18 protein-coding genes and 1 tRNA gene are annotated in these 17,580 nt (G+C 64.1%); 1 reads left to right on the top strand and 18 read right to left on the bottom strand.

From position 1 onward, the window contains the following. From ACQKPE_RS07380 to ACQKPE_RS07335, 10 genes are all read right to left on the bottom strand, one after another. Positions 1 to 408 (bottom strand): aminotransferase class III-fold pyridoxal phosphate-dependent enzyme (locus tag ACQKPE_RS07380; RefSeq protein WP_427664537.1); only part of this gene is annotated, 408 nt, incomplete at its 3' end. 180 nt (positions 409 to 588) lie between these two features. After that, positions 589 to 2,031 carry an NADP-dependent succinate-semialdehyde dehydrogenase gene (gabD, locus tag ACQKPE_RS07375; RefSeq protein WP_427664535.1) on the bottom strand — a complete coding sequence of 481 codons (1,443 nt, stop codon included), beginning with the start codon at positions 2,029 to 2,031 and terminating at the stop codon, positions 589 to 591. 390 nt (positions 2,032 to 2,421) lie between these two features. Beyond that, complete coding sequence (locus tag ACQKPE_RS07370) at positions 2,422 to 2,703, bottom strand: gamma-butyrobetaine hydroxylase-like domain-containing protein (protein ID WP_427664533.1); 282 nt, start codon at positions 2,701 to 2,703, stop codon at positions 2,422 to 2,424. Continuing rightward, complete coding sequence (locus tag ACQKPE_RS07365) at positions 2,703 to 3,668, bottom strand: HEAT repeat domain-containing protein (RefSeq protein ID WP_427664531.1); 966 nt, start codon at positions 3,666 to 3,668, stop codon at positions 2,703 to 2,705. The genes ACQKPE_RS07370 and ACQKPE_RS07365 overlap by 1 nt, the downstream gene beginning before the upstream one ends. Next, positions 3,665 to 4,522: an ABC transporter ATP-binding protein gene (locus ACQKPE_RS07360; protein WP_427664530.1), complete on the bottom strand. Its 858-nt coding sequence runs from the start codon at positions 4,520 to 4,522 to the stop codon at positions 3,665 to 3,667. Before ACQKPE_RS07360 ends, ACQKPE_RS07365 begins: the two co-directional genes overlap by 4 nt. Then, complete coding sequence (locus ACQKPE_RS07355) at positions 4,522 to 5,304, bottom strand: ABC transporter permease (RefSeq protein WP_427664528.1); 783 nt, start codon at positions 5,302 to 5,304, stop codon at positions 4,522 to 4,524. Before ACQKPE_RS07355 ends, ACQKPE_RS07360 begins: the two co-directional genes overlap by 1 nt. Positions 5,305 to 5,327: 23 nt before the next feature. After that, positions 5,328 to 6,734, bottom strand: coding sequence for an ABC transporter substrate-binding protein (locus tag ACQKPE_RS07350; RefSeq protein WP_427664526.1), 1,407 nt, complete (start codon positions 6,732 to 6,734; stop codon positions 5,328 to 5,330). 120 nt (positions 6,735 to 6,854) lie between these two features. Continuing rightward, entirely contained in the window at positions 6,855 to 7,100 is a 246-nt protein-coding gene (locus ACQKPE_RS07345) for a 4Fe-4S dicluster domain-containing protein (protein ID WP_008096634.1), read from the bottom strand. 57 nt (positions 7,101 to 7,157) lie between these two features. Beyond that, the gene (locus ACQKPE_RS07340; RefSeq protein WP_427664525.1) at positions 7,158 to 8,882 is read right to left on the bottom strand and encodes a fumarate reductase/succinate dehydrogenase flavoprotein subunit; all 1,725 of its coding nucleotides are present in this window, start codon (positions 8,880 to 8,882) and stop codon (positions 7,158 to 7,160) included. After that, positions 8,879 to 9,628 carry a GntR family transcriptional regulator gene (locus ACQKPE_RS07335; RefSeq protein WP_427664523.1) on the bottom strand — a complete coding sequence of 250 codons (750 nt, stop codon included), beginning with the start codon at positions 9,626 to 9,628 and terminating at the stop codon, positions 8,879 to 8,881. Before ACQKPE_RS07335 ends, ACQKPE_RS07340 begins: the two co-directional genes overlap by 4 nt. 347 nt (positions 9,629 to 9,975) lie before the next feature. Here ACQKPE_RS07335 and ACQKPE_RS07330 point away from each other — a divergent pair. Next, positions 9,976 to 10,052: transfer RNA gene (locus ACQKPE_RS07330), tRNA-Arg, on the top strand. Between the two features lie 315 nt (positions 10,053 to 10,367). On the opposite strand, the gene ACQKPE_RS07325 is transcribed toward ACQKPE_RS07330, so the two are convergent. The 8 genes from ACQKPE_RS07325 to ACQKPE_RS07290 all read right to left on the bottom strand — a co-directional run bounded on the left by ACQKPE_RS07325 (position 10,368) and on the right by ACQKPE_RS07290 (position 17,574). Then, on the bottom strand, positions 10,368 to 10,943 hold the full coding sequence (locus ACQKPE_RS07325; protein WP_427664521.1) for a hypothetical protein: 576 nt from the start codon (positions 10,941 to 10,943) through the stop codon (positions 10,368 to 10,370). A gap of 130 nt (positions 10,944 to 11,073) precedes the next feature. Further along, positions 11,074 to 12,309, bottom strand: a complete 1,236-nt coding sequence (locus ACQKPE_RS07320; protein ID WP_427664519.1) for a dienelactone hydrolase family protein — start codon at positions 12,307 to 12,309, stop codon at positions 11,074 to 11,076. A gap of 27 nt (positions 12,310 to 12,336) precedes the next feature. Further along, complete coding sequence (locus ACQKPE_RS07315; RefSeq protein WP_427664517.1) at positions 12,337 to 13,131, bottom strand: SDR family oxidoreductase; 795 nt, start codon at positions 13,129 to 13,131, stop codon at positions 12,337 to 12,339. Further along, positions 13,128 to 13,721, bottom strand: a complete 594-nt coding sequence (locus ACQKPE_RS07310; RefSeq protein ID WP_427664515.1) for a cysteine hydrolase family protein — start codon at positions 13,719 to 13,721, stop codon at positions 13,128 to 13,130. Before ACQKPE_RS07310 ends, ACQKPE_RS07315 begins: the two co-directional genes overlap by 4 nt. Then, a complete protein-coding gene (locus ACQKPE_RS07305; protein ID WP_427664513.1) occupies positions 13,721 to 14,254 on the bottom strand; it encodes an aromatic-ring-hydroxylating dioxygenase subunit beta in 534 nt (177 codons plus the stop codon). The genes ACQKPE_RS07310 and ACQKPE_RS07305 overlap by 1 nt, the downstream gene beginning before the upstream one ends. Then, positions 14,244 to 15,587, bottom strand: coding sequence for an aromatic ring-hydroxylating dioxygenase subunit alpha (locus ACQKPE_RS07300; protein ID WP_427664511.1), 1,344 nt, complete (start codon positions 15,585 to 15,587; stop codon positions 14,244 to 14,246). Before ACQKPE_RS07300 ends, ACQKPE_RS07305 begins: the two co-directional genes overlap by 11 nt. 17 nt (positions 15,588 to 15,604) lie before the next feature. After that, the gene (locus tag ACQKPE_RS07295; RefSeq protein WP_427664509.1) at positions 15,605 to 16,549 is read right to left on the bottom strand and encodes a PDR/VanB family oxidoreductase; all 945 of its coding nucleotides are present in this window, start codon (positions 16,547 to 16,549) and stop codon (positions 15,605 to 15,607) included. 221 nt (positions 16,550 to 16,770) lie between these two features. Continuing rightward, positions 16,771 to 17,574, bottom strand: a complete 804-nt coding sequence (locus tag ACQKPE_RS07290) for an alpha/beta hydrolase (RefSeq protein ID WP_427664507.1) — start codon at positions 17,572 to 17,574, stop codon at positions 16,771 to 16,773. Positions 17,575 to 17,580: the final 6 nt, after the last annotated feature.

Raw genomic sequence — 17,580 nt, 5'->3', positions numbered from 1 at the left:
GGTGAAGGCGATCACGCCAGCGCGGCCGGTGGCAGCACGGGCGATCTTCACGGCGTTTTCGACCGCTTCGGAGCCGGTGGACACCAGCAGGGTCTTCTTGTCGAAGTTGCCCGGTACCAGCTGGTTGATCTTCTCGCACAGCTCGACGTAGGGCTCATAAGCCAGCACCTGGAAGCAGGTGTGGCTGACCTTGGTCAGCTGCTCTTGAACGGCGGCGACCACTTTCGGGTGCAGGTGGCCGGTGTTCAGTACTGCGATGCCGCCTGCGAAGTCGATCAGTTCGCGGCCTTCAACGTCGATCACCGTGGAGTTCTTCGCCGACTCGACGAAGATCGGGTGGATCTGGCCGACGCCACGTGGGACGGCGGCGACACGGCGTTGCATCAAGGATTCGTTGGTCTTGCTCATAATGCCCTCATTCGCGCCGGCTCTGGCGGCGCTGTTATTCGGGGGTGGCTGGTGCGTACGCGAACAGTATTCGTTGATCGACTGTCGTGAACGCCCAGGTCACCAGGTACTGCATGTCAAAAAAACCAGCGAGGCGTCGCTCTCGCGCCCCGCTGGCAGAGGCAAATACTCAGCCGGCAATCAAACGCTGATGCACAGGTATTTGATTTCGAGGTAGTCCTCGATGCCGTACTTGGAACCTTCGCGGCCCAGGCCCGAGGCCTTGATGCCGCCGAACGGCGCAACTTCGTTGGAAATCAGGCCGGTGTTGATGCCAACCATGCCGTACTCCAGTGCCTCGGCGACACGGAACACACGGCTCATGTCACGGGCATAGAAGTACGAGGCCAGGCCGAACTCGGTGTCGTTGGACATGGCGATCACTTCGGCCTCGTCCTTGAAGCGGAACAGCGGCGCCAATGGGCCGAAGGTTTCTTCCTTGGCCACGGCAGCGTTTTTCGGCACGTCCACCAGAATGGTCGGCTCGAAGAAGTTGCCTTCGATCAGCTTGCCGCCCGACAGCACCTTGGCGCCCTTGGAAACGGCATCCTCGATGTGCTCCTGGACCTTGGCCACAGCCTTGTTGTCGATCAGCGGGCCGGTGGTGGTGCCTTCTTCCAGGCCGTTGCCGATCTTCAGCTTGGCCACCGCGGCCTTGAGCTTCTCGGCGAACGCGTCGTAGACGCCGTCCTGCACGTAGATACGGTTGGCGCACACGCAGGTCTGGCCGTTGTTGCGGTACTTGGAGACGATCGCGCCCTCTACCGCCTTGTCCAGGTCGGCATCGTCGAACACGATGAACGGCGCGTTGCCGCCCAGCTCCAGGGAAACCTTCTTGATGTCCTTGGCGCACTCTTGCATCAGCTGGCGGCCAATTTCGGTAGAACCGGTGAACGACAGCTTGCGTACCAGCGAGTTGCCAGTCAGCTCGCCGCCCACTTCACCGGCGCTGCCAGTGATTACGCTGAGCACACCAGCCGGGATGCCGGCGCGGTTGGCCAGCTCGACCAGGGCCAGGGCGGAATAAGGCGTTTGCGAGGCAGGCTTGAGCACCATGGTGCAACCGGCAGCCAGGGCTGGGCCGGCTTTACGGGTGATCATCGCGGCCGGGAAGTTCCACGGGGTGATGGCGGCGGTCACGCCGATCGGCTGCTTGATGACGATCAGGCGCTTGTCGGGCTGGTGGCCCGGAATGGTATCGCCATAGACGCGCTTGGCTTCCTCGGCGAACCACTCGATGAACGAGGCGGCGTAGGCGATTTCGCCCTTGGCTTCGGCCAGTGGCTTGCCTTGCTCGGTGGTCATCAGGCGGGCCAGGTCGTCCTGGTTCTCGATCATCAGCTCGAACCAGCGACGCAGCTTGTTGGAACGCTCCTTGGCGGTCAGCGCGCGCCAGGCTGGCAGGGCCTTGTCGGCGGCTTCGATGGCGCGGCGGGTCTCGGCGGCGCCCATTTTCGGCACACTGCCGATGACTTCGCCCGTGGCGGGGTTGGTTACCTTGATGGTCTGGCCACTGTCCGCGTCCAGCCACTCACCGTTGATGAAGGCTTGCTGGCGGAACAACTGAGCGTCTTTGAGCTGCATGTCGGCTTCCCTTGGGCACCGTGCGGGCACGGGCGAATGATTGATGGTCGAAAAGGCGCCCCCGCAGGGGCAGCCGTCAGGAATTCAGGCACCCATTTGCGCCGGGTGTTCAATATTGGGTGTCGGGCGTTTGAAATCTCAAACGAATGCTAAGCGGGCACTGGGGTATTGGACAATAGGCTGTTCGAAAAAAAGAACGAATGGTTGAACACCTCGTCGGGAAGGCCGCCCAGCGAGTGTTGAACTTACGAGAGTCAGCCTAGGATCTGTCTGAAATGTGTCTGCGCGAAGGCCAGACAAGGCGAAACGGGGCGAGGAAGCGGAGTGTACTGGAGTACATGAGCATTCCGAGCCCCGTTTCAACGCAGTATGGGCGAGTGCAGATACATTTCAGACAGAGCCTAGCGCTCGCAAGTAATCCCAGGGGTAGATGCCACGATCATGCCCGTCGCTGAAGACCAACTGTAGGCCATAGCCTTGCGGCTCGATACGTATCACCCGCACATCGTCCGCCACCAGGCTGATCCCCCCGCGCAGCCGCGCCGCGCGACACTGCGAGCAAGGGCATGCACCACGTAGCCGGGCGTGGGCAAGCACCTGCCGAGCGTCACTCCATTGCAGCACCAGTTCGCCCTGGCCATGCAGGTTGAGCACCGCGCTGGGCACCTGCATCAAGCCGCGCCCTGCAACTGCGCCAGGGCAATGCGTACCGCCTTGCGCACCTCGGGGTCGCTGTCGGCTTCAGCAGCGCACAAGGGCGCCAGGGCCTGGGCATCACCCAGCTCGCCCAGGGCCAGGGCCGCCTCTTTGCGCAGGTTGGCAATGCCATGGCCAAGCAATTCGGCCAAGGCCGCCAGCGCTTGGCGATAGCGCAGGCGCCCCAATGCACGCGCAGCGCGCAGGCGCACCTGCCAGTAACTGTCGTCCAACGCTTGCACCAGTGCCGGGCCGGCTTCGGCCTGGCCGACCTTGCCCAGGGTCGTGGCAGCCTCTTCGCGCACCTGCCAGGCGGGGTCTTGCAAGGCCGCTACCAATGCGGGCAGCACCCGGCCGTCCTGGGCCAGGCCCAAGGCGCCGATGGCTGCGCGCCGAACGTCGGTGTCCGGCTCGCTGCCGGCCAGTTGCGCAAGGTCGGGCAACGCCGGCTCGTGCTTGAGCCAGCCTAGAATGCCCACCGCCTCGCGGCGTACCGCGGCATCGATGTCGTCCAGCGCCAGCCGCGCAGGCTGTGCGGCCTCCTCCAGACGCAGTTCACGCAAGGCCCGCAGGGCACTGGCGCGCACGAAGGCCTCGGCGTGCTCGGCCCACGGCAGAATCAATAGGCCCGCCTCCTGGCTTTTCAGCTCGCTCAGGCTCTGGGCTGCGGCCAGGCGCACCGGCTCGGCCGCATCGGCCAAGGCTGCGCACAGCGCTTGCACCACTTCGGGCTCTTCCCAGGCCTCGAGCAGCCGCGCCGCCTCGGCGCGCACCTCGGCACTGGCATCGACCAACAGTGCATCGGTGAGCCACGGCAAGCCTTCGGGCTCTTCCAGGTCGGCCAGCTCGATCAGCGCGATACGGCGCACGCCGGCATCGTCATCCCCCAATCGAGGCAGCAGGTCGAGGATGTCGGGATGGTCGGTGTGTCGTTCGGTCATAGGGCGATCCGTAGCGGTGGGTGGTCGCTGTCCGGCAGGCCGAGCGGGGTCAGGCGCGGCAGTTCGCGGCCTTCCTCGTGGCGCAGCAGGGCCAGGCAGTGACGCTTGAGATGGGTGAATTCGGGGCTGGTCAGAAGGCTTGCGTGGCGCGGGCGAGCGAAGTCCAGGCGCAGGTCTTCGATGAAGCGGCCGGGGCGTGGGCTCATCACCAGGATGCGGTCGGCGAGGAACAACGCCTCGTCGATGTCATGGGTGACGAACACCACGGTGGTACGAATGCGCGTCCAGATGTCCAGCAGCAGTTCCTGCATGCGCGAGCGGGTTTGCGCATCCAGGGCGCCGAAGGGTTCGTCCATCAACAGCAGACGCGGGCGGTTGATCAGCACCCGGGCGATTTCCGCGCGCTGCTGCATGCCGCCCGATAACTGGCTAGGCCAGCGTTCGGCGAAGTCGGCCAAGCCAACCAGTTGCAGCAGTTCATAAGCCCGGCGGTGGCGCTCGGCCTTGCCCTGGCCTTGCATCTTCAGGCCGAAGGCGACGTTGTCGAGCACGCTGCGCCAGGGCAGCAGGGTGTGGTGCTGGAACACCATGCCGCGTGCAGGCGACGGCCCGTCGATGGGCTGGCCATCCACCTGCAACTGGCCGCTGGCCGGGGTCAGGTGGCCGGCCAAGGCACCGAGCAGGGTCGACTTGCCGCAGCCCGAAGGCCCGAGGATGCACACGAACTCGCCAGGAGCGATGGCAAAGTCCAGCGCCTGCACCGCCTCGAACGCCTCGACGCCCTCACCCAGGCGAATGGAAACACCGCGTGCGTCGATACGCCCCGGCTCCGGGGCTTGTTGATAACTGCTCATCACGACGTCCTCCGTGCGCGGTACCAGGGTGTCGCCAAGGCGCCGAGGCGCTTGACCAGCGCACTGCTGCCCATGCCCAGCACGCCGATCAACAGCATGCCGACGATGATGTCGGGGTAGTTCTGCAAGGTGTAGGACTCCCAGGTGTAGTAGCCGATGCCGAACTGCCCGGAGATCATCTCGGCGGTCACCAGGCAGAACCACGAGGTACCCATACCGATGGCCAGCCCCGTGACGATGCTCGGCAAGGCGCCCGGCAGCACCACCTCCCGCAGCAGTGCCCAGCGCCCGGCACCCAGGCTGCGCGCCGAGGCCAGCAGCCGTGGGTCGACCGCTTCCACGCCATGCACGGTGTTGAGCAGGATGGGGAACAGCGCGCCGGTGAAGGTGATGAACACCATCGACAGCTCCGAGGACGGGAACATCAGGATCGCCAGGGGAATCCACGCCACTGCCGGTATTGGCCGCAGCACTTCCAGCGGCGGCAGCAGCGTGTCTTCGGCCCATTTCGAGCGACCGATCAACAAGCCCAGGGCCACGCCCAACAGCGCCGCCGACAGGTAACCGGCGAACACCCGCGCCAGGCTGCTGCCCAGGTGCGTCAGCAGCGCGCTGGACGCCAGCAATTGACCGGCAGCGTCGAGCACCGCGCCAGGCGTGGGCACGTAGGTGAAGGCGAACAGGCCGAGGTTCAGCTTGTGGCTGGCCGCCAACTGCCAGAACAGCAGGCAGGCCAGCAGCGAAGCCAGGCGCACGGGCCAACGGGCGAGGGAGCGGCTCATGGGTGTCCTCCGGGCAAGGCCTGTCAGCGCTGGGCGACCAGCGCGCGGTTGGCGCCGGTGAAGTCCAGGGCTTCGCTGCCGTTGGCCTTGGCGTATTGCTCGGCCTGGTCCTTGAGCAGGAAGGCCGACAGCTCGCCCTTGCCGTTACGCACAAACCACGCCTGGTTGGCCAGCAGCTTGATACCGCTGTCGGCGGCCTGGGCGTAGATGGCGCGGATGTCCTTGCCCTCTTGCTCGAGCTGGGCCAGGGCGCCGAGCGCGGCCTGCGGCGAGGCGTAGTGGCGTACTTTGTCTTCGCCGCGTACCCAAATTTGCGCCAGGTGACGGAAATCGGTGATCGGCTTGCCAGTCAGTGCGTCGTTGGCCTTGAGCGGCAGCGGCGCGTAGTCCTTCAGCGCCTGGTCGTAGTCCTGCCCGGCCTGCTTGAAGGCCGCGCGGATGTACTGGTCGTCGATGAAGGTGGCGGTGTCCAGGCCGCGGTCGGTGCGCTTGAGCAGCTTGAGGGTGTCGATCGAGGTGACCACCGCCTGGCGGTACTCGGGTTTCCAGGTCAGGTCGCGGGTTTGCAGGCCGAGCGGGCCGTGGAACAGGTAGTTCACTTCAGCCTCGATGCCAGTGACCTTCTCGATCAGTTCGCTGTACTTCTCGGGCTCGGCGGCGATCAGGCGGTTGGCCTCCAGGCTAGCCCGCAGGTACGCAGTGACCACTTCGGGGTATTTCTTCGCGTACTCGGCGTCGACCAGTGCGCCATGGAAGGTCGGGACATTGGCCTGGGAGCCATCGAAGATCTTGCGGGCGAAGCCACGGTTGGGGAACAGCTCGGCGAACGGCACGAAGTCGGCGTGCGCCTCGATACGGTTGCTGCGCAGGGCGGAACCGGCGATTTCCGGGGCCTGGGCGATGATCTTCACATCTTTGGCCGGGTCCCAGCCCTGGGCCGCGACGGCGCGTAGCAGCATGCCGTGGGCGGTGGAGGCGAATGGCACGGAAATGGTCTTTCCCTTGAGTTCGGCCAGCGACTGCACGCTGGACGAAGCCGGTACCACGATGCCGTTGCCGCTACCCTGCACGCTGCCGGAGAGCACGCTGATGAACAGGCTGCGCTTGCCCGCGTCGAGGTGCGCGACGCCGTTGAACGAGCCAGGGAAGTCGGCCATGGCGCCGAAGTCGAGTTTGCCGGCGACCATCTCGTTGGTCAGCGGCGCGCCGCTGGTGAAGTTCTTCCATTCCACCTGGTACTGCGCATCCTTGTACTTGCCGTCGCGCGGCAGGTATTTGTCGAGCAGGCCCAGCTCGCGGATCAGCAGGCCGCCGGTGGCGCAGTTGATGGTGGTGTCCTGGGTGCCGATGGCCACCCGGATGGTCTCGGCGCTGGCGTTCAGGCCAGCGATTGCCAGCGCGAGGCCGGCCACGGTTGCTACAAGGCGCATGGGTGTTTCCCCTCGAATCGTTAAGTATTGGAATCGTCTCCGCCACCAGGCTTGGGTGGTGGGAAACGAGGGGGCTTGCGGTGTGGGCGTCCGGTGGTTGGGCCGGATGGCGGGTGGGGCTCAGCGCAGCAGGTACGGAATATCGACCTTCACCGCGCCGGTGGGGCAGTCTTTCTCGCAGGGCATGCAGTACCAGCATTCGTCGAAGGCCATGTAGGCCTTTTGCGTGGCTGGGTTGATGGCCAGCAGGTCCATGGGGCAGACCTCGACGCAGACGGTGCAGCCTTTTTCGGCGATGCATTTGTCTTCGTCGATGGTCACCGGGGCGCTGCTGCGGAAAAAGATTTCCTGGGGTTGATAGGCCATTTCACGGGGTCCTTGGGGCCTTTGGCCCTCTATCTCTCTAACGGTGTGTGCAGTGCACTAGGCAGCGTCGGCCTTTACCCGCAGCCGGTCGTAGGCGCTTTGCTCCTCAGCATCCAGGGCAATCAGGTACGGCTCCACGGGCTTCTTGAAACTGGTCATCTCACCGTCCTCGCCCTTCTTCAAATGGCAATGGCAGAACCACTCGCCATCGTTGCGCTCGGGGTAGTCCACCCGGTGGTGGTAAAGGCCCCAGCGGCTCTCCTCGCGAAACAACGAGGCTCGCGCGGCCATCTCGGCGCAGTCGCGAATCACCGACACCTCCATGGCACGCATCAGCTCATGGGGATTGTTGGCTTTCATCTGCGAAAGGTCACGCTCGATCTCGGCGAAACGTGCCAGGCTGATTTCCATCTTCTTGGTCACCTTCGGCGGTTGCAGGTAGTCGTTGACCATGCGCCGCAGCTTGTACTCGACCTGTGCCGGCGGCAGGCCGTGCTCGCGGTGCAGCGGGGCGAACACACGTTCCTGCTCACGTTCGACCTGCTCGGCATCGACCTCGGCCAAGTCCCGCCCCTGTACGTACTGTGCGGCATTAACCCCGGCGAACCAGCCATAGGTGAAGGCACCCAGCATGTAGTTGTGCGGCACCGCGGCCATATCGCCTGCCGCGTACAAGCCCTTCACGCTGGTCTCGGCCTTCTCGTTCACCCACACCCCAGAGGCCGAATGCCCCGAGCAGAAGCCGATTTCGGAAATGTGCATCTCAACCATGTGCCGGCGGTAGTCGGTGCCGCGCCCGGCGTGGAACTGGCCACGGCTGGGGCGTTCGTTGCTGTGCAGGATCTCTTCGATGTTCTGGATGGTTTCCTCGGCCAGGTGGTCGAGCTTGAGGAACACCGGGCCGTTGCCACCTTCGAGCTCCTGGTGGAACTCCCACATCATCTGCCCGCTCCAGTAGTCGCACTCGATGAAGCGCTCGCCCTTGCTGTTGGCGGTGTAGCCGCCCAGGGGACCTGTGACGTAGGCACAGGCCGGGCCGTTGTAGTCCTTGATCAGCGGGTTGATCTGGAAGCACTCGAGGTTCGAGAGCTCCGCCCCTGCGTGGTAGGCCATGGCGTAGCCGTCGCCGGCGTTGGTGGGGTTCTCGTAGGTGCCCATCAGGTAGCCCGACGACGGCAGGCCCAGGCGCCCGGCGGCGCCGCAAGCGAGGATCACCGCCTTGGCCCGCACCACGCGAAACTCGCCGGTGCGACAGTCGAAGCCCAGCACCCCGGCAGCGGCACCTTCGCCATCGAGCAGCACGCGGGTGCAGACCATACGGTTGCTGATTGCCACCCGGGCACGCTTGAGCTGGCGGTACAACACCTTCTTGATGTCGTGCCCCTCGGGCATGGGCAGCACGTATGCGCCCATGTGGTGGACCTTCTTCACCGCGTAGTCGCCGGTTTCGTCCTTCTCGAACTTCACGCCCCAGCGGTCGAGCTGTTCGATGGTCTCGAAACTCTTGGTGGCATAGGCATGCACAGTGGCCTGGTTGACGATACCGTCGTTGGCCACGGTGATTTCCTTGGTGTACTGCTCGGGCGTGGCGTGGCCGGGAATGATGGCGTTGTTCAGGCCGTCCATGCCCATGCTGATGGCGCCGCTGCGCTTGACGTTGGCTTTGTCCAGCAGCAGCACGCGCAGGCTCTTGTCGTGCTCCTTGGCCTTGATCGCCGCCATGGGCCCGGCGGTGCCGCCGCCGATGACGATGATGTCGTAGTCCTGGGTCTGGATGCTCATGGCTTGGGCCCTTTGTGGCGGTCGATGCGCAGGCGGTACTGGAACGCGTCGCCGCGGTAGTACAGGTGTTCGAAGTCCAGCGGCGTACCGTCGGCGGTGTGGGTCAGGCGCTCGATGCGCATGATCGGCGCGCCCTCTTCCACCTCCAACGCCTGGGTCAGGTCGCTGTCGGCGAGCACTGCGTCGATGGCAAGGTCCGCATGGCCCAGGGCGATGCCACAGTCGTTCTCCAGCACCAGGAAGATGTCGCGGGTGACCAGGTCGGCCTTTTCCAGCTTCTCGCCGACGGCCTTGGGCAGCCAGGTGAGCTCCAGCGACACCGGCTCGCGGTTGATCAAACGCACCCGGCGAATTTCGGTCACCAGGCTGCCCTCTTCCACCTGCAAGCGCGCCGCCACCAGGGCGTTGGCCGGCACATGGCGCAGGCTGCGCAGGCGGTTGATCACTTCGTAGCCCATCTGCGTCATCGACTCGGCCAGCCCTTGCAAGGTGCTGACGTTCTGGAACGCCTTGGGCTTGGCGACGAAGGTGCCCTTGCCATGGATCTTGAAGATCAGCCCTTCCTTTTGCAGGTCGCCCAGGGCCTGACGCACGGTAATGCGGCTGACCGAGAAGGCCTTGCCCAGCTCGCTTTCCGACGGCATGCGGCTGTGCGGCGGGTAGGTACCATCGAGAATGCGCTCGCGCAGCACGGCTTTGAGCTGGGTGTAGAGCGGTACCGGGGACAGGGGGAGCAGTTCGGCCATGGGTCTCGTTCGCTAATTGGCTACTTGTTATAACAAGTTGTGACCTGAGATTAGCGAGCATAAGAGGCTGTAGGGAAATACCGATATTGCATATGGATAGATAAAGGTGTCTCTGATGCCGCCGGCCTTTGTGGGAGCGGCCTTGTGTCACGAAAGGGCCGCAAAGCGGCCCGGAACTTTCAGCATCGCCTTGTAGATCCTGGGTCTGCTGCGCAGCCCTTTCGCGACACAAGGCCGCTCCCACACGCCGCACACAGGGGCTGAGTACAGCGGGGCAACAGGGAAAAACAGCCACAGATCAAGGCGATGGACGTCACCAGTACAGATCGGTATGATTGCCCACCGTTGCACTCGTAGCTCAGCTGGATAGAGTACTGCCCTCCGAAGGCAGGGGTCGTGGGTTCGAATCCCGCCGAGTGCGCCAGTTTTTTAGAGTTGCTTCTCTGGTTTAAGCAATTCGGATAGCGCATCGCAACGATGCGCATAATCCCAAGCAGCGCATTACCGAACGCTTGGGCTATCAAAAATTTAACGCCCCACTTGATCCTATTCCACTGATGGTGGAACATACACCTGCGCATATGCGTGAACCATAGGGTGGTTACAGGGATCTTCGGATCGCACCCCGTTACTGGGAAGCCAGTTCGCCGAGCGCGACGCAAGAACGACCTGCCCCGTCGAAGCATGCATCGACGGCTGAGAATCCCTCCTCGAGAGGGATTCGCCGTTTCTGGGCCTTTCATTTTTTCTTCGGGTAACGGTTCCGGACCTCTTTCGGGAACTGCCCATTCGGTTTCTTCTGGGTGTCGAAAGCGACCTTGAAGATACTGAACCCCTTCTTTCTGACCGGCACGCCGGGCGAGCCTTCTCCAGAACGAGCAAAAAATGCGCTGGTCACGTGGATCCGCAAAACCCGGTTTTCGCGGAAGATGGCCATGCAAATCTTGAACGTCTCCACTTCACCGCTGGCGCTGTTCAGCACCTCCAGAGTGAAGAAGCTTTCGCCTTGGGTGAGGTAGACCGTCGCGCCAGCGAGCTTTTCCAGCATGCCTCGCAACTGCTTGGACGCTTCGTAGCGCTCCATGCAGATGAACCGGCTTTCACGGCCGTCGGCGTACTTCAAGGGGATATTTTGCTCGGTATCGTCCTTCGTGAAGCAATGCAGCCCGTAAGTGACGACAAAGCGAATCGGATCCTTGCCAGCGCCCTTCTGAAACCGCACTTCGTGGCAATCCAAGTGGCTCAGGTCGTACAACACCCCAGCATGCTCGAACTGCTCCCAATGTTGGATAGCGTCAACGTGAAACTTCGCCAAGCTCAGTCCTCGAGCAAGAAGTGACCCGCGATGTTACCCGAAAAAAGGATCTACTTTGTTCAAGCGACGGACAGGCAAAAAACAACATGCCGACGCCCTCATCTGCGAGTGCGCGTCGGCATGCGTGCACTCAGTTCTCGGCGCTATCCCCCCAACGCTGCATCAGGGTATTGGAAGGCAAGCTCTCATCCAGCAACTTGCGCGCCGTCTCCACCCCCGCCACCGGCAACCCTTCTGGGTCCAGCAACCCGATCTGCACCAGCACACTGGCCTGGTCCCAGTAGATGTGCTCGTGGTACAGCTTGTCGCCCCGGAACTTCACCACCCCAAGCATCGGAATCTCCACCGCCTTGCCGGTCGGCGCAACGTTAGGCAGCAGCCAGTCGATTTCCGTGGTGTGGGTGAAGCAGAGGATGAACTCGTCGACGATCTGCAACGCGCCGATGGTGCGGGAGATGGGGATCAGCTTCATGTCCGGCGGGTTGCCGTGCACGAAGTGGTGTTGGTAGAAGCGGCTCAGCTCCTGGGCGCCGACCCCACCGGTCATGGTCGGGATGTGGTTGACGTAGGGCTGGGCGACCATGGTCGCCATGGTGGCAGGCACGTCGCGGGTGTCGAACTCGTGCTTGATGTGTTCTTCCCACAGCGCCGACAGGTTGAAGTGCGGGCCGATCTCGCGTTTGAGCGCGGCGATGCTGCGTTCGTGGGCCATCAGCGAGGCGGATTTATCGAAGTGCATGCTGCCAGCGCGGGCGAAGGCGTGGTCGGCGCCCTGGTACAGGTACAACTCGACGTTGTCGTTGCCCTCCAGGTGCTGGCTGATCTGGCCTCGGGCAGTAGCGTCGCAATACACATCGTTCTCGGCCATGTGCAGCACGAAGCGGCCCTTGAGGTTTTCAGACTCGCTCAACAGTTGCTCGATGCCCATGCCGTAGTAGCCCACCGAACACGCCGCCTGGGTGCGGGTGGCGGTCAGCCAGGCGAGCTTGCCGCCCAGGCAGAAGCCCACGTAGCCCTGGCGCTCGCCTTGCACCTCGGGCAACGCGCGCAGGGCGGCGAAGCTGGCGTCGATATCCTGCACGGCCAGGTCCACGTCCAGGCGTTGGAACAGGTCGATGGCCACCGCGAAATCTTCCTCGGTGTAGCCCAGTTCCAGGCCCGGTTGCAGGCGCCAGAACAGGTCGGGCACCAGGGCCACGTAGCCTTCCTCGGCGTAAAAATCGGCCACCGCACGCATGTTGGCGTTGACCCCGAAAATCTCCTGGCCAATCACCACCCCCGGGCCTTTGCCGCTGGCGGGCAAGGCGAGGTAGCCGCTGAAGGTTGCGCTGCTGTCGGGTGCCTGAATCTGGATCGTCTTGCCCATTGGGTTCTACCTCATCGGTTGCAAGGGTTATTGGCTGTCACGGAATTGTTCGAACCACACACGCGGGGACACGCCGCGGTCGGGCCCGAGAATCGAGAAACCACCGTCCACCGGCACGTCGATGCCGGTCATCCAGCTGGCGCCGGGGCTGCATAGGAAGGCCACCACGCTGCCGATTTCCTCGCCGCGGCCGACGCGGCCCAAGGGGTGGAACGGCGCGCCGACGCGGTCGGCAAGCGCTTGGTCATTGCCACTGAAATCGGCCACGCTCGGCGACCAGGTCCAGGCGGGCGACACGCTGAGCACGCGAATGCCCTGAGGCGCCAGGCTGACGGCGAGGTTCTTGGTCAATTGCAGGATGCCGGCCTTCGAGGCCGGGTACAGCGCGCGCCCGGCGGCGCCGAACTTGCCGCCGGTGCTGCCGATATTGACCACCACGCCGTCGGCCGGCAGGTGCGCCACCGCCTGCTGGGTGAAGATGGCCGCCGACACCAGGTTCACGTTCAGGGTCTGTAGCCATTGCGCGCGGCTGGAGGCCAAGCCCTGGTCGGCATACAGGCAGGCGTTGTTGACCAGGATGTCGAGGCGCCCGAAACGCGCCAGGGTAGCGTCGATGCAGCGCTGAATATCCTCGTCGCGCTCCACGTCGCAGGCGCTGAACGCACAGTGCTCGCCCAGCTCCTGCGCCAGCGCCACGCCGCTTTCGGCATTGCGCCCCACCAGCATCACCCGGGCACCGACCGCCAATAGCTGACGGGCGATGTCCAGGCCCAGCCCCTGGGTGCTGCCGGTGACGATTGCCACTTTGCCTTCGAGCATCATGCTGCTTCCTCCAGTGCCTGGTTCACTTCGCAGATACGCGCGATCAACGCCATGCTGGCCAGGGACGCTCGGTGTGCCCCGGCATCGGCGCAGGCACAGGCATCGGCGGCCACTGTCACCTCGAAGCCACAGTCGACGGCATGACGCACAGTGCTTTCCACCACCGAGTGGGTGGCCACACCGGCAATCAGCAGGCGGTTGCTATGGAACTGGCGCACCAGTTGTTCCAAGGGCGAGCCGTAGAACGCATTGATGCGCTGGTGGGTGACGCTGAATTCGTTGCGGCTGGACAAGGGCGCCAGCTCGCTGAAGAACTCCGCGCCCCAGCTGCCTTCCTGCACCGCGCCGATGGCCGCCACGTTGCGCAAGATCGGCGCGTTCTGCTGCAGGTCGGCGTAGTCCGGGCGGAACGCCACGCGCACATGGATAATCGGCCAGCCCCGCGCACGAGCACCGGCCATCAGGCGCCCGGCGGCATCGAGCAGCGCCGTGCGCGCCGCGTCCTCGGCGCCCAGCCCGACGCGGATCTTGCCGTCGGGATGCAGCACGTCGTTCTGGTAATGCAGGGCGATGACCACCGGCGGCGCCATCAGACGAACACCTCGAGGTTAGCGAACACATCGTTGCAGTTGATCAGGTCCACACGCTTGAGCTGGATCTTCCAGCCGCCGCCGTCCTGGGCGGCCAGCTTGTAGGTGTAGCGACCGGCCAGTTGGCGCTGCTCCAGGCGCCATTCGCTGACCTGGAAGGTTGCACTCACCACCAGCAGGCCTTGGGCGTCGAGGCCTTCGATCATCACATTGCCCACCAGGTGGGCGGTTTGGGTTTGTGGCTGCTGCGACCAGTTGCGCGCGTTCTCCACCCGGCGAATGCGCACCTCGCGCAGCATGCGGTTTTCCCAGAACAGCGAAATATGGTCGAAGGGGTTTTCCTGCTCGTGCTTGTGCGGCACCCAGTACATGCCGGTGTCGGTGAACAGCTGGTCCCATTCCCAGAAGCGCCGCTCATCGAGCAGGCGTGCTTCGCGGTAGAGGAACTGCTCCAGGTCGCGCAGGGTGTCACGCGGCACGTTGACCGGGGTGAGCGTGCGGGTGTCGACGTCGATTCGGCGGTCAAGCAGCATGGGTGCTCTCCTTGGCGATCAGGGTGGCGGTCATGAAGTGCTTCCAGGCAGCGAACTGGTTGCGCATCGGCAACTCGCTGGTGCCATTGGTAGAGACGGCGCCGTCTTCCAGGGTGAGGTCGGTGCCGACGTAGCGGTGCATGCTGATCCAGTCGCCACCGCGGGTCATGTTGCCTTCCTGGCAGCGGGCGTAGACCTCGACGTCGTCGGGCATCACGTTGGAGGACGGCGAGTTGATCACGTTGGCGTAGGTCAGGGCGCGGTCGAACACCGCGTCCGGGGCGCCTTTGCAGCGGAAGGTCTGGATCTCGACCATGGTCTGGTCCACGGCAATCGGGCGGATCACGCGGAACTGCATGAACACCGTGTGCGGCGAGCCGCTGCCGTAGATCACTGTGTTGTGGCGGTTCATGCCGAGAATTTCCCGGGCGCGTTCTTCGCCGTAGGCCTGGGTCAGGCACTCGAAGTGCGCACGCGACACCTCATCGCGCTCGGCAGCGGCGGGGTCGAAGATCGCTTCCATGTAGCCGTGGCCGTTGTGGTAGGCGCGCAGTTCGAGCTTTTCCCAAAAGTCGTAGGGCTCGCCGTTGCCGTCCATGATCAGCAGCTCGAACGGCATTTCGCCGATGGCCTGGGCTTCCTCACGCGCTGCATCCACCGACGACTCGTGGGTGACGCGGGCGTGCATGGTGTCGTGCAGGTTCTCGTAGAACACCTTCCAGTTCGAGCGCTGCTGCACGCGGAAGATACCGCCAGCCACCTCCACCTCGCCCACCGGCGAGCGGTCGCAGAGGTTGTCGATGGAGGTAATCACACCGCCCAGGAAGCTTTTCAGGTCTGGGCCATAGGCGGCTTGGCTGGCGAACACGAAGCCGCGGTAGGTTTCCACGCGGGCCACGCTGACCATCGAGAAGTCGGCGTGCTTGGGGTCGTAGCAGGTGCCTTCGAAGCCGCTTTTCAGCGGCGCCGAGAGGTGCTGGCCGTCGAGCTTGAAGGTCCAGGCGTGGTACGGGCAGCGGAAGAACTTGCCGACACTGCCGTCACCGTCGGCCACAAGCTTGGCGCCCTTGTGCGGGCAGCGGTTGTACAGCACGTTCACTTGCTTGTCGGCGCCGCGCACCATCACCACGTCCTGGTCGCCGATGCGCGTGGTGTGGTAGTCGCCGGGGTTCTTCACCTGGCTTTCGTGGCCTACGTAGATCCAGGCGTAGCCGTAGATACGCTCCATCTCCAGCTTGAACAGCACCGGGTCGGTGTAGACGCTTTTATGCACGCTGTCCTCGCGGATCAAGGCAGCGATTTGTTCATTGGTCGGCTCTTGAGTAGAAAACACGGGCTTTCCTCGGCGGGTTACAGGTCGAGCACCAGCAGCGGGCCGCTGGCACGAGAAACACAGGTACAGAAGCTGCCCGCGTCGCGGTCGCGCTCAGACAGGCAGATATCGCGGTGGTCGGCGGCGCCTTCGAGCACCTGGGCCACGCACACGCCGCAGTCGCCGCGGCGGCAATCGAACATCGGGTCGAGCCCGGCTTCGAGCATGGCGTCCAGCACGGTTTGCCCGGCGGCCACTTGCAGGCTTACGCCAGTGCTTTGCAGGCGCACTTCGAAGGCCTGGTCGCCGGCTTCTTCCAGGGCGCCGTTGAACAGTTCGAAGTGCAGGTGATCTTCGGCCCAACCCAGTTCCCGGGCGCAGGCCAGCACGGCGCTGAGCATCGCGGCGGGGCCGCAGATGTACAGGTGCAGCCCGGGGCGCGGGCTGGCCAGTACTTGGCTGGCAGGAAAGCGTCGCTGTGGGTCGCCGCCGCTGATCCAGCAGTGGGCGTCGGCGTAGTCGCGGGCCTCTTCCAGATAGGCCATGTGTGCAGCGTCACGCCCGGCGTAATGCAGGCTGAAGGCCTTGTCTTCGGCTTGCAGGGCGCGGGCCATGCCGAGCATGGGGGTGATGCCGATGCCACCGGCAATCAACAGCACATGGTCGGCTTCGGCGCACAGCGGAAAATGGTTTTTCGGCACATCGGCAATGACCGTATCGCCCGCCCTCAGCGAGTGCACCCAGCGTGAACCGCCAGTGCCAGCCTCTTCCAACTGCACGGCGATTTCGTAGTGCCCGGTGCCTGGCAGGTTGACCAGCGAATAGGCCCGGCGCTGGGGTCGCTCGCCGGGGACGTGCAGTTCCAGATGAGCGCCAGCGGTGAAGGCTGGCAAAGGTAGGGCGGGGTCGCCCACCAGCAGCAGGCGGCGGATTCTGGGGGTCAGGGCTTCGGCCTGTTGCACCCGGAGAGAGAGGCTGGGCATACGTGATTCCTGTGTGAATACGTAGCCACTTTATGAAGTGCGCCTGGGGTGAAATAGCCGCAAACGGCAAACTTCTATCCGCAAATGGCGAGTTTTTTGGGGCGTCGAAAAACGGGCACAACCCCCTGTAGGAGCGGGCTTGCCCGCGAAGAAGGCACCACGGTGGATGGCACCGGCTTTGCCGGTGTTCGCGGGCAAGCCCGCTCCTACAGAGGGGGTGATTAGCTTGAGGTTTGGGCTAAAGCTTGCAGCAGCGCTGGGAGTTGATGGCCATCGAGGCGGGCCAGGTCATCAAGCACCTGGAAGTGGTTGCAGCCTGGCACCTCCAGCAATTGCGCGGTCTGCCCCGCCGCCTCGCAGGCGCTGGCGTATACGCGCGAATGACGCAGCAACTCAGGCAACTCCTCGGCGCCAACGCTCACCAACATCGGCGCACCCTCGCCAATCAGCCGCTGCGGGCTGAAGTCGCGAACTTCCTCATCACTCAACTGCAACTTCTCGTTCAACCAACACTGGCTGATAGGCGCCAAATCCATCAGGCCGCTGATCGGCATCACCACACTCACCAACGGGTGGCTGCGATACAACGCCGCCAAATGCCCACCCGCCGAATGCCCGGCCAGCACCACCGGCCCGCCAATGCCGAACGCCTCGCGCTGGTGTTGCAGGTAGCCCAGCGCACGGCCTATCTGCTGCACAATCTCGTGCATACGGGCATAGGGCGCCAGGGTGTACTCCAGCAAACCAACGTTGAACCCCGCCTGGATAAGGCCCTCTGCGATAAAGGCATAGTCGCTCTTGTCCGAGGCCTGCCAATAGCCGCCATGAATGAACAAAAACGTCGGCGCACCGGCACGACCCTGGCCGCACCAGTCGATGCGCTCGCGTGGCGCCGGCCCGCACCGCACGTCGCGCTGCCAGCGATGCGCCGCATAGGTGTCGGCGCTGCGCTGGCGAAAACGCGCCATGATCGCGGGGAAGTTGCCCGCCGCCGCGACGTTGTTGTAGGCCTGGTCGAGGTCCATCACGCC

It is taken from the genome of Pseudomonas sp. NPDC089554, from assembly GCF_050280645.1.
Classification (GTDB): Bacteria; Pseudomonadota; Gammaproteobacteria; order Pseudomonadales; family Pseudomonadaceae; genus Aquipseudomonas.
The sequence above is the reverse complement of the archived record's forward strand: the minus strand, read 5'-3'. Positions and strand labels throughout refer to the sequence as shown.

Coding starts and splice junctions, on each gene's coding strand:
- ACQKPE_RS07305 (WP_427664513.1), bottom strand. CDS start 14,254: ATGCTGCTTGACCGCCGAATCGACGTCGACACCCGCACGCTCACCCCG.
- ACQKPE_RS07310 (WP_427664515.1), bottom strand. CDS start 13,721: ATGGCGCCGCCGGTGGTCATCGCCCTGCATTACCAGAACGACGTGCTG.
- ACQKPE_RS07315 (WP_427664517.1), bottom strand. CDS start 13,131: ATGATGCTCGAAGGCAAAGTGGCAATCGTCACCGGCAGCACCCAGGGG.
- ACQKPE_RS07290 (WP_427664507.1), bottom strand. CDS start 17,574: ATGGACCTCGACCAGGCCTACAACAACGTCGCGGCGGCGGGCAACTTC.
- ACQKPE_RS07295 (WP_427664509.1), bottom strand. CDS start 16,549: ATGCCCAGCCTCTCTCTCCGGGTGCAACAGGCCGAAGCCCTGACCCCC.
- ACQKPE_RS07340 (WP_427664525.1), bottom strand. CDS start 8,882: ATGAGCATCCAGACCCAGGACTACGACATCATCGTCATCGGCGGCGGC.
- ACQKPE_RS07335 (WP_427664523.1), bottom strand. CDS start 9,628: ATGGCCGAACTGCTCCCCCTGTCCCCGGTACCGCTCTACACCCAGCTC.
- ACQKPE_RS07350 (WP_427664526.1), bottom strand. CDS start 6,734: ATGCGCCTTGTAGCAACCGTGGCCGGCCTCGCGCTGGCAATCGCTGGC.
- ACQKPE_RS07365 (WP_427664531.1), bottom strand. CDS start 3,668: ATGACCGAACGACACACCGACCATCCCGACATCCTCGACCTGCTGCCT.
- ACQKPE_RS07320 (WP_427664519.1), bottom strand. CDS start 12,309: ATGGGCAAGACGATCCAGATTCAGGCACCCGACAGCAGCGCAACCTTC.
- ACQKPE_RS07370 (WP_427664533.1), bottom strand. CDS start 2,703: ATGCAGGTGCCCAGCGCGGTGCTCAACCTGCATGGCCAGGGCGAACTG.
- gabD (WP_427664535.1), bottom strand. CDS start 2,031: ATGCAGCTCAAAGACGCTCAGTTGTTCCGCCAGCAAGCCTTCATCAAC.
- ACQKPE_RS07345 (WP_008096634.1), bottom strand. CDS start 7,100: ATGGCCTATCAACCCCAGGAAATCTTTTTCCGCAGCAGCGCCCCGGTG.
- ACQKPE_RS07355 (WP_427664528.1), bottom strand. CDS start 5,304: ATGAGCCGCTCCCTCGCCCGTTGGCCCGTGCGCCTGGCTTCGCTGCTG.
- ACQKPE_RS07360 (WP_427664530.1), bottom strand. CDS start 4,522: ATGAGCAGTTATCAACAAGCCCCGGAGCCGGGGCGTATCGACGCACGC.